This is a genomic window from Kribbella sp. NPDC051620, from assembly GCF_044453825.1.
In the GTDB taxonomy this organism is placed as follows: Bacteria; Actinomycetota; Actinomycetes; order Propionibacteriales; family Kribbellaceae; genus Kribbella.
In genome coordinates this window covers 62,636-75,097 of record NZ_JBITDB010000011.1, presented here as the reverse complement: position 1 = coordinate 75,097, position 12,462 = coordinate 62,636, and the positions used below count along the sequence as shown (strand labels likewise).

General features: G+C 67.7%; 13 protein-coding genes. 6 read left to right on the top strand and 7 right to left on the bottom strand.

What is annotated here, in order from left to right; translation table 11 throughout:
- Window positions 1–122 precede the first annotated feature (122 nt).
- Together ACIA12_RS39410 and ACIA12_RS39405 are read right to left on the bottom strand one after the other, a co-directional pair.
- Entirely contained in the window at window positions 123–1,115 is a 993-nt protein-coding gene (locus tag ACIA12_RS39410) for a hypothetical protein (protein ID WP_396372576.1), read from the bottom strand.
- Between the two features lie 191 nt (window positions 1,116–1,306).
- Window positions 1,307–2,134: an SAM-dependent methyltransferase gene (locus ACIA12_RS39405; protein WP_396372575.1), complete on the bottom strand. Its 828-nt coding sequence runs from the start codon at window positions 2,132–2,134 to the stop codon at window positions 1,307–1,309.
- A 310-nt stretch (window positions 2,135–2,444) separates the two neighbouring features.
- Between ACIA12_RS39405 and ACIA12_RS39400 the strand changes: the two genes are divergently transcribed.
- From ACIA12_RS39400 to ACIA12_RS39385, 4 genes are all read left to right on the top strand, one after another.
- Window positions 2,445–3,905, top strand: a complete 1,461-nt coding sequence (locus ACIA12_RS39400) for a chondroitinase-B domain-containing protein (RefSeq protein ID WP_396372574.1) — start codon at window positions 2,445–2,447, stop codon at window positions 3,903–3,905.
- Window positions 3,906–4,050: 145 nt separating this feature from the next.
- Window positions 4,051–4,590 carry a dihydrofolate reductase family protein gene (locus ACIA12_RS39395; RefSeq protein WP_396372573.1) on the top strand — a complete coding sequence of 180 codons (540 nt, stop codon included), beginning with the start codon at window positions 4,051–4,053 and terminating at the stop codon, window positions 4,588–4,590.
- 18 nt (window positions 4,591–4,608) lie between these two features.
- Window positions 4,609–5,403 (top strand): class I SAM-dependent methyltransferase, encoded by a 795-nt coding sequence (locus tag ACIA12_RS39390; RefSeq protein ID WP_396372572.1) that lies wholly within the window; start codon window positions 4,609–4,611, stop codon window positions 5,401–5,403.
- Window positions 5,404–5,422: 19 nt separating this feature from the next.
- On the top strand, window positions 5,423–6,016 hold the full coding sequence (locus ACIA12_RS39385) for a TetR/AcrR family transcriptional regulator (protein ID WP_396372571.1): 594 nt from the start codon (window positions 5,423–5,425) through the stop codon (window positions 6,014–6,016).
- Here ACIA12_RS39385 and ACIA12_RS39380 read toward each other — a convergent pair.
- Window positions 5,985–7,010 carry a GntR family transcriptional regulator gene (locus ACIA12_RS39380; RefSeq protein ID WP_396372570.1) on the bottom strand — a complete coding sequence of 342 codons (1,026 nt, stop codon included), beginning with the start codon at window positions 7,008–7,010 and terminating at the stop codon, window positions 5,985–5,987. The genes ACIA12_RS39385 and ACIA12_RS39380 overlap by 32 nt on opposite strands.
- A gap of 116 nt (window positions 7,011–7,126) precedes the next feature.
- Between ACIA12_RS39380 and ACIA12_RS39375 the strand changes: the two genes are divergently transcribed.
- Window positions 7,127–9,406, top strand: coding sequence for a polysaccharide lyase 8 family protein (locus ACIA12_RS39375; protein ID WP_396372569.1), 2,280 nt, complete (start codon window positions 7,127–7,129; stop codon window positions 9,404–9,406).
- A 20-nt stretch (window positions 9,407–9,426) separates the two neighbouring features.
- Here ACIA12_RS39375 and ACIA12_RS39370 read toward each other — a convergent pair whose 3' ends face one another.
- Entirely contained in the window at window positions 9,427–9,783 is a 357-nt protein-coding gene (locus tag ACIA12_RS39370) for a YciI family protein (RefSeq protein ID WP_396372568.1), read from the bottom strand.
- A gap of 87 nt (window positions 9,784–9,870) precedes the next feature.
- Here ACIA12_RS39370 and ACIA12_RS39365 point away from each other — a divergent pair, with 87 nt between their 5' ends.
- Complete coding sequence (locus ACIA12_RS39365; RefSeq protein WP_396372567.1) at window positions 9,871–10,422, top strand: GNAT family N-acetyltransferase; 552 nt, start codon at window positions 9,871–9,873, stop codon at window positions 10,420–10,422.
- Here the strand turns inward: ACIA12_RS39365 and ACIA12_RS39360 are convergent.
- The 3 genes from ACIA12_RS39360 to ACIA12_RS39350 are packed head-to-tail and all read right to left on the bottom strand — an operon-like array spanning window position 10,385 to window position 12,374.
- Window positions 10,385–11,164, bottom strand: a complete 780-nt coding sequence (locus ACIA12_RS39360; RefSeq protein ID WP_396372566.1) for a class I SAM-dependent methyltransferase — start codon at window positions 11,162–11,164, stop codon at window positions 10,385–10,387. The genes ACIA12_RS39365 and ACIA12_RS39360 overlap by 38 nt on opposite strands.
- A 27-nt stretch (window positions 11,165–11,191) precedes the next feature.
- Complete coding sequence (locus tag ACIA12_RS39355) at window positions 11,192–12,043, bottom strand: HAD family acid phosphatase (RefSeq protein WP_396372565.1); 852 nt, start codon at window positions 12,041–12,043, stop codon at window positions 11,192–11,194.
- 58 nt (window positions 12,044–12,101) lie between these two features.
- The gene (locus ACIA12_RS39350) at window positions 12,102–12,374 is read right to left on the bottom strand and encodes a DUF4242 domain-containing protein (RefSeq protein ID WP_396372564.1); all 273 of its coding nucleotides are present in this window, start codon (window positions 12,372–12,374) and stop codon (window positions 12,102–12,104) included.
- Window positions 12,375–12,462: the final 88 nt, after the last annotated feature.

Sequence of the window (12,462 nt, the reverse complement as noted above, 5' to 3'; positions counted from 1 at the left end):
GATCTCAAAGTTGCAGAGATTTGCAAGCTTTTTGCGAGACAGTAGCCAAAGGTTGCAGCCCAAACATCTATCCGTCAACGGCTCGTCACTGACCGAAGACAAAGAACAAAGAAGAGGTGGGGTTAGCGGACCATCAGCCCGCCTGTCATTCGCTGCCAGCTCGCTTGGTCGGACCAGAGGGAAGTTGGTGCCAGGTACGGGCGGAGTAGCGCGGTCAGGCGGGGGTCGGCGCGGTTGCGGAGTTCGGCTGTGGCGAGGTACCGGGCGGTGCCGGCCAAGAGGTCGGCCAGTTGGATGCGCGGGTCCGTGCGGGAGTCGAGCATCGTCAGGCCGCGCAGGGGTTCCGGGCTCGGGGAGACCGTACGGAGGAGTTCCCCGACGCGGGCCACCCGATGGGGAGTCAGGGCGCTCTGCTCGTCGTGGAGGATCGTGATCGAGGAGCCGTCGGCGGTCCACAGCCGGGCCGTTTCGAAGAGTGCCGGGATCAGGGGTTCGAGCGGCGGTGGTACCGGGGAGCGGTCGTCCTGGAGTTCGGTGAGGACGTGGAACAGTTGCGGCCGGGCATCGCGGAGCGGTTGCATCAGCGGGTCGAGTCGCTCCGATCGCATCCCGTCCAGCGTCTGCAGGAAGTGAGCGACCCATGGGCCGTCGATGAGGCGGTAGCGCTTGTGGCGCATCATCTCGACGAAGGTGTCGAGGAACGCGCGCCATCGGGTCGTACCGAAGACGACCGGTCCGGCGCGATGCAGGGTCCGCGCGACCGGGCGCAGGTCGAGCGCGAGGCTGGTTCCGGCGGCGTACGTCGGTTCGCCGATCAGCAGGTCGACCAGGCGGGTGACGGTGAAGTACGTCTTGTCGGTGAGGTGCACGGTCGCGGTGCCCGACAACGTGCCGAGCAGCCACTCGACCGCGATCCGGTTGCGGAGGAGTTGGCCGGCCTTGTACTCCGTGGCCGAGTAGCGATGGAATCGGGTGCGGATCAGGGCGGCGTACTCCGCCGCTGTCTCCTGGTCGAGCTGCACGCCGGCGTGGGTGATGAGTTCATGGCTGGGATCGAGCATGTTCGTTCCGGTGAATCCGGACTCGTCACAGGCGATCTCGAGGTGCTGCGACATGGGGCTCCCTGAGAAGGAAAACTGCACGCTTGAGGGACCCGGCGACTAAGCGGGGTCGTCGATCACGCGGCCGTGTTGATCAACACGGGCGTGGATCAGTAAGCGGCAGCAGCCTTGTCAGCAGACATGCAGCCATCATCGATGGACCGGGCGGCGATGAGCCAGCTATTTGATCAGGGCCGGCTGTTTGATCAGGGCTTGCGGGCTAGGCCGGCCACGATCAGGTGGCTGGCTCCGGTCGGGGTGGCGGTCGGGGACGGCCACCATTCGCCGAGGCTGACCAGCCCGGGGTCGAGCAGTTCGAGGCCTTCGAACAGGGAGGCGATGTCGTCCGGGGTCCGGAAGGTCACGGCCTTGAAGCCGATTCGCAGCTTCTCCTCCACCCCGGTGGCGAACTCCGCCCGCCGGCTCCCGTCACGCGGGTTGCACGGATGCGTGATCGCCAGGTACGACCCCGAAGGCAGCGCGTCCACGTAGCCGGCGACGATCTCGCGGGCGGCCTTGGTCTCACGGATGTGGTGCAGTACCAGGCACAGGATCACCGCGACGGGCTGGTCGAGGTTGAGCGCCCCGGTGACGACCGGGTTGGCCAGCACCGCGGCCGGGTCGGACAGATCGCCCTCGGCGAAGAAGCTGTGCCGTTCGTCGGCGAGCAGCGCCTGGCCGTGCCGGATCACCGTCGGGTCGTTGTCGAGATAGACCACCTTCGCCTTCGGGTTCACCCGGGCCGCGATCTCGTGCGTGTTGTCCGTGGTCGGCAGGCCGGAGCCGAGGTCGAGGAACTGGACCACGGCCGCCTCGCGGAGCAGCCGCTCGACCACCTCGGCGAGCCAGCGCCGGTTCGCCTGCAGCAGCTCGGGCATCTCGGGCGCGACCTTGAGCACCTGCTGGGCGAGCTGGCGGTCGGTCTCGTAGTTGTCCTTGCCGCCGAGCAGCAGGTCGTAGACGCGGGCATCGTTCGGCCGCTGCATATCGACGTCTGGCGCTGTCCTGCGCCGGCCGCCGGCCCCTTCGTCCATCTCCACCCGCCCGGATCCGAAAATCGCAATTACCGGAGGCTATCGCAGCAATTCGCTCTGTACACCGCCAGCACCCCCTTACCGGCGATCTGCCCGCGAACTGCCCCGCGCTGCCCCACACGTCCTACCCGGCGGAACGTCGGCGGAACCTCGTTCCGGCCCACGGGACATCACTCTCCGACACTCCGGCAAGCGCTTGCCGGAGTGTGCGCGAGCGCCCCAGACTGAGCCACCGGCCGGCGTCGTCGGCCGATCCGGCCGGCACCGTCGGCCGACCACCCGGATCACCGCCCCGACCGGAGGACCACCCATGGACCGCAGGACCTTCCTGACCAGTACCGCCCTCGGCGCCGGCCTCGCCGCCGCACTCCCCACCCTGGCCGACGCCACCTCCGCCTTGCCTCAAACCGGAGCCCAGACCCGCGCCCGCGCAGTACGGGTGACGACGCTCGACCAACTGCGCTCGGCGATCGCCGCCGCCAACCCCGGCGACACAGTCACCCTGGCCAACGGCACTTACGCCGTACCGTCCGGCAGGCCGATCGCGATCCAGGGCAAGCACGGCAACTCGACCGCCTCGATCATCGTGCAGGCCGAATCGGTCGGCGGCGTGACGCTGACCGGCAGCCAGGGCTTCACCTTCGCCGACTCGTCGTGGGTGACGGTCAGCGGGTTCCGATTCCGGCAGAGCACGATGATCGACCTGCCGACCAACTGCACCCATCTCCGGCTCAGCCGCAACGACATCCAGCTCGCGAACACCGAGGGCCTCAACTGGCTGATGGTCCGCTCGGACTACTCGAAGGTGGACCGCAACCACTTCCACCACAAGTCGTCGCTGGGCGTCTTCCTGTGCGTCGAGGGGCCCGGGACGGCTGGGATGGCGCGCGGGGTGCACATCCTGCGCAACTACTTCTCCGACCACACCTTCGGCGGGTCCAACGGCGGTGAGCCGATCCGGCTCGGGCTGAGCGGCCGGTCGCTGAGCGATGCCGGCGCGATCGTCGAGCAGAACCTGTTCGAGCGGGCCAACGGCGATCCGGAGGCGATCTCGGTCAAGTCCTGCAGCAACACCATCCGGGACAACACGGTCCGCGACAGCCTTGGCGGGATCGTGCTGCGGCACGGCAGCCGCTCGCGGGTCGAGGGCAACTTCATCCTCAACGGCACGAACGGCATCCGGATGTACGGCAATGACCATCTGGTGGTGAACAACTATGTGGAGAAGGTGACCGGCGCCGGGATCGTGCTCGGCAGCGGATCGGTCCGCGACGACAAGCCGAGCGATTCGCCCGAGAGCCGGAAGGGCAACGACGCCCCGGACCGGGTGACGATCGCGCTCAACACGGTACTTTCCTGCGGTACCGCGATCGCCGGCGAGACGATGCGGACGCTGCCACCGCTCGGCTGCACGATCTCCGACAACCTTCTGGTGGGTGACTCGGGCCGGCAGCTCGTCGACATGCCGTACCAGCAGGGCATCACCTGGTCGGGCAACCTGCTCTGGGGCGCCGCCGGCAACGGCAACATCCCCGCTTCAGGCTTCAGCCGCAAGGACCCCTTGCTGGCAACGGGTTCCGATGGCGTTCGGCGGCTGAGCTCGTCGAGCCCTGCGATCAACGCGGCCAGCAGGACGTACTCCAGCGTCACCCGGGATCTGGACGGCAATCCCCGCTCGGGCACGGCGGACGTCGGCGCCGACGAGTACAGCACGGCCACGCCCATCAACCGTCCCCTCACACCCAACGACGTGGGACCGCAGTCCACCTGACCACCTCACCGCCCTGCCGCCCTACCGCCTCGCTGCCTTCCGCCTTCCGCCTTCCGCCTTCCGCCTTCCGCCTTCCGCCTTCCGCCTGCGATGAGTTTTCCGGGGCTCGCTCGTCTTGATGGCGACAACAACCCTTGGAGGAAACATGGCGAAGGTGCTCTATGCGGTGACGATGTCCCTGGACGGCTTCATCGCCGGCCCGGCCGGTGACATGCAGTGGATGACCCCGTACCTCGGCCCGAATCCCGAGGTACGGGACCTCATCGAGCAGATCGGATCGCTGCTCGTCGGCAGGCGGACCTTCGACGGCGACGACCCGAACAAGGGCCGCCCCGGCGAAGGCAAGGCCTTCGGCGGCGGGTGGGACGGACCGCAGTACGTCGTCACCCATCGTCCGCCGTCAAAGTCATCTGCCGACCTGTACTTCGTGGACGACTTCGCGAACGCACTGGCCCAGGCGAAGGCGGCCGCAGGTGACAAGTACGTGAACGTACTAGGCGCGGACATCGCCCGTCAGTGCCTGGAGGCAGGCCAACTCGACGAGGTCCTCACCTGCGTCGCCCCGGTCATGCTCGGCGACGGCGTCCGCCTCTTCGACCACCCCGGAGGCCGCACGGTCAAGCTCCAACGCCTCAGCACTACCGAGGTACCGCTGGCAACAAACCTGTGGTTCAAGGTCGAGTGACAAGTTAGCTTCGACGCCATGGACGAGAAGCAGCAGATGCTGCGGAACCAGCGAGCGTGGGACGCGCAGACGGGACCGCACGTCGAGTCCGAGTTCTATGACGTCGCCTCGTTCAAGGCGGGCAGGAACTCGTTGCGTCCGTTCGAGCAGGAGGCGCTCGGCGACGTCACCGGGCGGTCGTTGCTTCACCTGATGTGTCATTTCGGGCAGGACACGTTGTCATGGGCGCGGCTGGGCGCGAACGTCACCGGTGTGGACTTCTCGGCCGAGTCGATCGCTGCCGCGACCGCGTTAGCTCACGACCTGTCGATCGACGCGCGCTTCCTGCAGGCAGATGTCTACGAGCTTCCGGGCGAACTCGACGGCGCCTTCGACTTCGTCGTGATGACGTACGGCACGCTGATGTGGCTGCCCGATCTCGACGGGTGGGCCAGGGCCGCCGCGAAGTGCCTCAGGCCGGGCGGCACCTTGTTCGTCGCCGACTTCCACCCGATCGCGGTGCTGTTCGACGACGAGCTGGCCTTGGCGAAGTCGTACTTCCGCACCGAGGCCGCCGAGCGCGAGGTCAAGCAGACCTACGCCGGCGAGATGGACCGTCCGCACATCCAGACCACCTGGCCCTGGACCGTCGCCAAGCTCGTCACGGCCCTCGGCCGAGCGGGCCTGCAGATCAAGCGCCTGGACGAACTGCCGCTCGACCTGCGGCAGCGTCATCCCGCTATGCAGCAAGGCGGCGACGGCTTCTGGCACCTTCCCGGCGACCCCATCCCCCTCCTTCTCACCTGCCAGGCGGTCAAGCCGGAGGTTAGTTAGTGGCACTAACCTAAGTCGAATGAACGGTAGACGACCCAGCGGACAGCACCACGGCGATCTTCGGCGGGTGCTGGAGGAAGCTGCGCTCGAGTTGGTGGCGGAGGGTGGGCCCAAGGCGGCGACGTTGGCGGAGGTGAGTCGGCGGGCGGGGGTCAGTGTCGCGGCGCCGTACAAGCACTTCGCGGATCGGGATGCGTTGCTGGCGGCGCTGGTACAGAAGGGGTACGCCGAGCAGCGAGATCGCTACATCGAAGCGATGAAGGACGAGCGCGATCCGGTCGCGAAGCTGGCCGCCTTCGCCCGCGCCTATGTCCGGTTCGCGGCCGAGCGTCGGCCGATGTTCGAGCTGACCTTCTCGGCAGGCCTGGACAAGACGGCCTACCCAGAATTGCTTGCAGCAGGCAACGAGCTCTTCGCGGTACTTCAGGAGCCGGCCCGCAAAGCCCGCTCCACCGAGGCGGCGTCGCGCGAGCTCGTCCTGTCGGTGGCCGCGGCAGCGCATGGGTTCGCCGTGTTCGTACTGGAAGGCGTTCTGGTCAACGCCGCCGAGGCAGAGAAGCTCGCGGAATCGGCCGCACGCTCTATCGTGCAGCCGGCCCGGTCGACTCCCTGACGACGAGCCGCGGCACGAGCGACACCTGCCTGCGCGGCGCCTCGGCATCAGCAAGCCGGGCGCGCAGCAACTCCACCGCGATCCGCCCAACCTCAAGTTTTGCAGGGGAAACGGCCGTCAACGGTACTTCGGACAGGTCGGCGACCTCGTCGTCGTAGCTGATCACCGACAACTCCCCCGGTACATCGATACCGCGAGCAAGCGCCGCATTGAGCAGCAGCGTCGCCTCGCGGTCGGCGAAGCAGATGACCGCGGTGACTCCCAGCCGCAGAACTTCGTCGAGGAACTCGTCAGCGCCCGCCGTGCTCCAGCGATAACGTGACTCCACCAGGACGGGCACGCCGCCAAGGCCGGCCCTGACCTGCGGGGCCGTGTGCGGACTGACGCGTTCCAGGTAAGCGATCCGCGTATGCCCGAAGCCGCGCAGATGCTTCAACGCAGCCCGAGCACCCGCCGCATGATTGGTCCCGACGAACTCGTGCACCGTCGCCGGATCCTCCAGACCGCGCTCGACGAGCACGATCGGCAACGCCAGGTCCTCGAGCTCGGCGAGCCCTGACGGGCCATCAGGCGCGAGGATCAACCCCGCCGCACCCGCGCCGATCAGCCCGTCGACGGCCAGCCGCTCCTCGGCACGGTCCCACTCAGTACTGCGCAGCAGCATCTGCGCACCCTGCTTGGCCAGCTCGCGCTCGATCCCGACGATGATGCGCGGGTAGTAGTAAGTCATCGACGGCACCGCGACCCCGATCAGCGGCCCGGTCTCGTTGGTCGCGATGTACATCCCCGAACCCTGCCGTCGATAGACCAGCCCGTCCTGCACCAGCAGGTCGACCGCCCGCCGCACGGTGTTGAGGCTGACCCCCTGCTCACCCGCGAGCTGCTGCTCCGTCGGCAACTTCCCGCCCGGCCACCGCAGCTCGGCGATCCCCCGCCGCAACTCCTCCGCGAGATGCCGGGCCTTCTGCCCCCGCACAGCCTCCGACGCACTCATGCACGGACTCTACCTGGAAATTCATTAGCATGAATCCATTGACGAAGAGTATGACTTGCCAGAGACTCATGCGAAACAGCCTCCTCAGTGATCCGCCTCTCTGAAGGAACCCCGCCATGCTGAATCGCCGTACCTTCCTGGCCTCGAGCACCGCTACCGTCGCCGCGATGCAACTCGGACTCCCTGCCACCGCAAGCGCAGAACCGGCCGACTTCGCCGCCCTCAGGGCCAAGTGGGCCGCCGACCTGACCGGTGGTGCATCCCTGGACCCAGCCGACGCCGACTACGCCGCCGCGCTGACCCGGCTCGACAACGCGGTCAAGGCCTCGCTGGCCAAGCTCGACCGCTCCACCACCCGCAAGGCAGTCTTCATCGACTACCCGCTCAACCAGGACCCGTCGATCGCCAACACCTACGTCCGCCTGGAGCAGTTGGCGACCGCCTGGGCCACCCCCGGTTCGGCGTACCACTCCAACGCTTCGCTGCTAGCCGACATCCAGGCAGCCCTGGAGTCGATGGACCAGTTGATCTACAACCCCAGCACGGTCGAGTTCGGCAACTGGTGGTCCTGGGAGATCGGTGCCACCCGCCCACTGGCCAACACGCTGGTCCTCCTGTACTCCGAACTCCCGCCGGCAGCACGTGAGCGCTACTGCGCGGCCATCGACCACTTCGTCGCCGACCCGTACTGGATGTTCCCGCCCGAGCGCGGCAAGATCCTCTCCACCGGCGCCAACCGGGTCGACCTCTGCCAGGCGATCATCGTGCGTGCCCTGGTCACCGACGACGAGGCAAAGCTGACCCACGCCCGCGACGGCCTCAGCGACACCTGGCAGTACGTGACGACCGGCGATGGCTTCTACCGCGACGGCTCGTTCGTCCAGCACACCTGGGTCGCCTACACCGGCACCTACGGTCACGTTCTGCTCAGCGGGATCGGCAAACTCCTTGCCCTGCTGGCGAATTCGCCCTGGCAGGTGACCGATCCGAGACGGCAGATCCTGTTCGACTCGGTCGCGAAGGCGTACCTGCCGGTCGTCCACGACGCGCGGATGATGGACTTCGTCCGCGGCCGCGCGGTCTCCCGCTACAACGCCTCCGACCACAACGACGGCTACACCGCGGCCGAGGCCATCCTGCGCCTCGCGGCCGGCGTCGACACCGCGTTGGCCAACCAGTGGCGAGCAGCGGTGGCCGGTTGGCTGCAGCGCGACACCTTCGGCAACATGTTGGCCGGGGCAACAATCCCGCGGGTGGCCCTGGTGAAGTCGCTCAGCGGCATCACACCGGCGCCCGAGCGCGACGGGCACACGCTGTTCGCCAGCATGGACCGCTCAGTGCATCGCCGCTCCGGCTGGGCGTACTCGATCTCGATGGCCAGCCGCCGGATCGCGTACTACGAATCAGGCAACGGCGAGAACGAGCAGGGCTACCACAGCGGCTCCGGCATGACCTACCTGTACGACAAGGACAACGGACAGTACGCCGACGCCTTCTGGCCGACAGTGGACCGCACGCGGCTCCCCGGTACGACAGTGGACAAGCTCCCCCTTCCCCCGAAGGCAGGTGGCGAGTGGGGCGAGGCCCGCCCGACAACGGCCTGGGTCGGCGGCACCACCCTCGACGGCTACGCAGCAGTCGGCCAGGACCTCCAGGGCCCGGTATCACCCATGCGAGCCCGCAAGTCCTGGTTCTGCCTCGACGAGTACGTCGTTGCGCTAGGTGCTGGCATCACGGGCAGCAGTGGCTATTCGGTCGAGACAGTGATCGAGAACCGCAACCTGCACAGCAGCGGTACCAACGTCCTGACCGTGGACGACCTCAGCCGCGTACCCGCGCTCGGCGACTCCGCAACCGTCAGCAACGCGAGGTGGGCTCACCTGGAGGGCGTAGGCGGGTACTTCTTCCCCAGTGGCGCGACACTGCAACTCCGCCGCGAGGCACGGACGGGCTCCTGGCGCGACATCAACACAGGCGGCCCCACTACGCCCATCACCCGTCGCTACCTGACCATGTGGCAAGACCACGGCGTCAACCCGAGCGGAGCCGCGTACAGGTATCTCGTAGTGCCAGGAGCCTCGGCAGCACGGACCAAGCAGCTGTCCAAGGGTTCCGGCCTGCTGGTGCTGCGAAACACCGCCTCGGTGCAGGCAGTGACCAGCATGTCGCTCGGTATGACCCTGGTGAACTTCTGGCAGCCCGACCGAGTCGGCGACCTTCAAGCAGACACGCCCTGCTCAGTGATCGCCCGGCTCCGGGGCCGCACGGTCGAGCTCGCCGTCTCCGACCCGACCCAACTGGCCACCACCATCCACCTGACCGCCATGGGCACCAAGCTCACCATCGACGTCGCCGGCGCGGCCGGCGCCACCCGCTACCTCACCCTCCGGGTCTAGAGGTCTAGAGGTCTAGAGGTCTAGAGGTCTGTACCCGAGCCGCACATGATCGGGCGGATCTCCACGGCAAGGCCGTCGATCTGTACGTCGGGCAGCAGGCCGGCCAGTTCGAGGGCGCGATCCCGACCGTCGACGTCGACGAGGTAGTACCCGCCCATGTACTCCTCCCGGGACCGCCCGGTCGACACCTCCTGTCGGCCGTGCCTGCTGCGGATCAGCGTGCTCCGCGAGGGGTCGGCGAGCGCCTGTGTACTGACCAGCTCGCCGGCCTCGGACGCGACCCGCTCGAACTCGCGATGGCCGGCGATGACCGCCTCCCGCTGTTCGGTCGTCAACTGCACCCCGGCGTCGGCCTGCAGAACCAGCAGGTACTTCATCGCCCTCCTCCGTCCCGGTCCGCGTGGCGCGGTCCTCACCAACAAGTACGCAGCCGGTCGGCCGTTCTTGACATCCATACTTGGTGGATGATCACGACCGACCGACTGGAATTGCGCCCTTTCCGGCCCGAGGACGCCGAGGCCTTCTCGGCGTACCGGTCGGTGCCCGAGGTCGCCCGCTTCCAGTCCTGGACCGCGCCGTTCGGGCTCGACGAAGCCCGGACGACGGTGGCGAGGTTCGCGGCCGGGGACCCGTTGCAGCCGGGGTGGTTCCAGTACGCGATCGCGCTCGACGGACTGCTGATCGGCGACATCGGGCTGAACACCTTCGACAACCTGATGCAGGCCGACATCGGCTACACGCTGGCACCGGAGTACCAGGGCAAGGGCTACGCGACCGAGGCGGTCGGCGGGCTGCTCGACCACCTCTTCACCGAGCGCGAGCTGCACCGGGTCTCGGCGGAGGTCGACGCCCGCAACGTCGCGTCGGCCCGGCTGCTGGAGCGGCTCGGCTTCCAGCAGGAGGGGTTCCGGCCGCAGAACACGTGGTTCAAGGACGAGTGGACCGACGACCTGCTTTACGGCCTGCTCCGGAGCAACTTCAGCTCGAACCGCGGGCTGACCAGGCGCGGGCAGTGAGCTCGATCGAGCCGTCCGGATTGGTCGGCAACCGTGACTCCACCAGGTCGCGGACCGCTGCCTGAGCGTCCGGCTCGAGGCTGCGCAGGTAGGCGGGCGCGACTCCCTGCCCGCCGAGGAACGGCGTCCAGTACGCGTCGAACGACTCGAACACGGTCGGTACGACGATCCCGCGGGTCGCGATGTCGCGGAAGCCCGCCTCGGTGAAAAGCCCCTCGAGGCCGGCCGGATTGCAGAACGGGAAGGCCCGGCCTTCGTCCCGCTCCCGATCCTCCGGTACGACGTCGCCCGCCGCGTCCCAGAAGTACTTCATCAGCTGCATGCCCTCGGCGTAGTCCCAGACATAGAAGGCAACGGTCCGGCCCAGCTCTCGCATTCGGCGCAACGCCTCCACCCGCTCGGGAATGAAGTTGAGCACCAGCCCGCCGACCACCACATCAACCGCCCCACCGACCGCCTCGGCACACAACTCCTCCGCCGGCAGCACCTGGAACCGGGCTCGCTCATCCGCCACGGCACCCCGGGCGTACCCGACGAAGCCCTCCGACTGGTCCACCCCGACCACCGCACTCGGCTCCGCCTGAGCAAGAACCGCACTCGTCAGCGCCCCCGTCCCACACCCCACATCAAGCCACCGCAGTCCCGCCGGCTGGTCCAGCCAAGCCACGAACTCCTTGGCCACCAGCCGGCTCCACCGACCGACGTACGACTCGTAGATCTCCCCCTGCGACCACTCACTCATCTCCGCACCATAAACCGCGACGGAGGATCAGGGCAGGTAGTAGTTGGGGTTCGGCAGCTTGAAGGTGCGGTCTGCGTGGCCGCCCTTGAGGTCGCTGAACTGGTCGCCGAAGTTGGCGACGATGTCGTAGCCGAGGGACTCGATGTGGGCCCGGGTGGCGGACTTGTAGTGGATCGTCGTGCAGGAGCCGTTCGGGTCGCCCGCGCAGGCGGCCTTCAGGTAGTCCGGGTAGTTCGCGACCGCCGGCTTGGTGAACAGGCCGTCCTCGCCGTTGCGCAGGCCGGTCGGCTTCGGGTAGCCGGCGTCGACGCCGATCCCGTCCGCGGTCAGGTTGCCGAGGGTCGCCTGCTCCTGGGCCGCGCCGCGCCCGGTCAGGAAGAAGATCGCGTACCCCTCCCGCTCGGCCGCCTTCGTCAGCTCGACCATGCCCGGCACCGCCGGGAAGCGCTGCTCGGTGACGAACGTGCCGTTGGTACCGGGGTTGAACGCCCAGTTGCTGGCGATCTCGTAGTTCCAGGTCGCCAGCGACGTGTCGTCGACGTCCAGCAGGATCGCCTTGGTGCCATGGGTGTGGTGGCGGGTGGCCAGGTAGCGGGTGCCGGCCTTGGCGACCGAGCTGGCTTCCTTGGCGTAGTTGCTGTCCGCGGCGAAGGTGCCGGTGCCGAGCGGGTCGCCGTAGTAGTTGCGGAGCTGCTGCCGCAGTACGTCGATGTTGGTGACCTGCTTCTCGGACCGGGGCGTCGACGTCTGGATCGCCGGCTGCTGGGATGCCACCCCCGCGGAGTACGCGACGCCGCCGGCCACAGTGGCGACGGTCAGGGTGGCGATCCCGGTGAGGACCAGCCGGCGCGACGGAAGGCGCCAGGAACGGTTGAACATGATCTCTCCCATGAACGGGCCTGATGCTTGCAAAAGCAAACTAACCCTGGGAGAGCCGTCAGTGGTAGAAGTACGGGTCGAGGACCCGGACCTCCGTGATCTTGGTGACCGGCAACCCGTTGGTCTCGGCCGCGCTCCGGATCGCCTCCGGGGAGGGGCCGTCGTACACGCAGTACGTCATCTTGTGGTCGGGCGACACGTAGGAGTGCACCCAGGTCACGTCGTGCTGCGCGTTGCCGTCGACCACGTTCAGGCACGCCTTGGCGCCGCGGTCGTCGGTCGGGATGGTGAGGCCTTCGGGAAAGCTGCGTTCCACCAGGTAGCGAGTCATGAGCAGTACCTTTCTTCGTTGCCGGGAAGCGCCGTTCGCCTCCCTGCGAAGAACTCTGCCCGGCCGCGACCGCGCAGCCATCGGGAGC

What these genes read in the sequence shown, in the direction of transcription:
- ACIA12_RS39365 (WP_396372567.1), top strand. Translation starts at nt 9,871, where the DNA reads ATGATCACGACCGACCGACTGGAATTGCGCCCTTTCCGGCCCGAGGAC.
- ACIA12_RS39350 (WP_396372564.1), bottom strand. Translation starts at nt 12,374, where the DNA reads ATGACTCGCTACCTGGTGGAACGCAGCTTTCCCGAAGGCCTCACCATC.
- ACIA12_RS39405 (WP_396372575.1), bottom strand. Translation starts at nt 2,134, where the DNA reads ATGGACGAAGGGGCCGGCGGCCGGCGCAGGACAGCGCCAGACGTCGAT.
- ACIA12_RS39375 (WP_396372569.1), top strand. Translation starts at nt 7,127, where the DNA reads ATGCTGAATCGCCGTACCTTCCTGGCCTCGAGCACCGCTACCGTCGCC.
- ACIA12_RS39370 (WP_396372568.1), bottom strand. Translation starts at nt 9,783, where the DNA reads ATGAAGTACCTGCTGGTTCTGCAGGCCGACGCCGGGGTGCAGTTGACG.
- ACIA12_RS39400 (WP_396372574.1), top strand. Translation starts at nt 2,445, where the DNA reads ATGGACCGCAGGACCTTCCTGACCAGTACCGCCCTCGGCGCCGGCCTC.
- ACIA12_RS39380 (WP_396372570.1), bottom strand. Translation starts at nt 7,010, where the DNA reads ATGAGTGCGTCGGAGGCTGTGCGGGGGCAGAAGGCCCGGCATCTCGCG.
- ACIA12_RS39410 (WP_396372576.1), bottom strand. Translation starts at nt 1,115, where the DNA reads ATGTCGCAGCACCTCGAGATCGCCTGTGACGAGTCCGGATTCACCGGA.
- ACIA12_RS39360 (WP_396372566.1), bottom strand. Translation starts at nt 11,164, where the DNA reads ATGAGTGAGTGGTCGCAGGGGGAGATCTACGAGTCGTACGTCGGTCGG.
- ACIA12_RS39355 (WP_396372565.1), bottom strand. Translation starts at nt 12,043, where the DNA reads ATGTTCAACCGTTCCTGGCGCCTTCCGTCGCGCCGGCTGGTCCTCACC.
- ACIA12_RS39390 (WP_396372572.1), top strand. Translation starts at nt 4,609, where the DNA reads ATGGACGAGAAGCAGCAGATGCTGCGGAACCAGCGAGCGTGGGACGCG.
- ACIA12_RS39385 (WP_396372571.1), top strand. Translation starts at nt 5,423, where the DNA reads ATGAACGGTAGACGACCCAGCGGACAGCACCACGGCGATCTTCGGCGG.
- ACIA12_RS39395 (WP_396372573.1), top strand. Translation starts at nt 4,051, where the DNA reads ATGGCGAAGGTGCTCTATGCGGTGACGATGTCCCTGGACGGCTTCATC.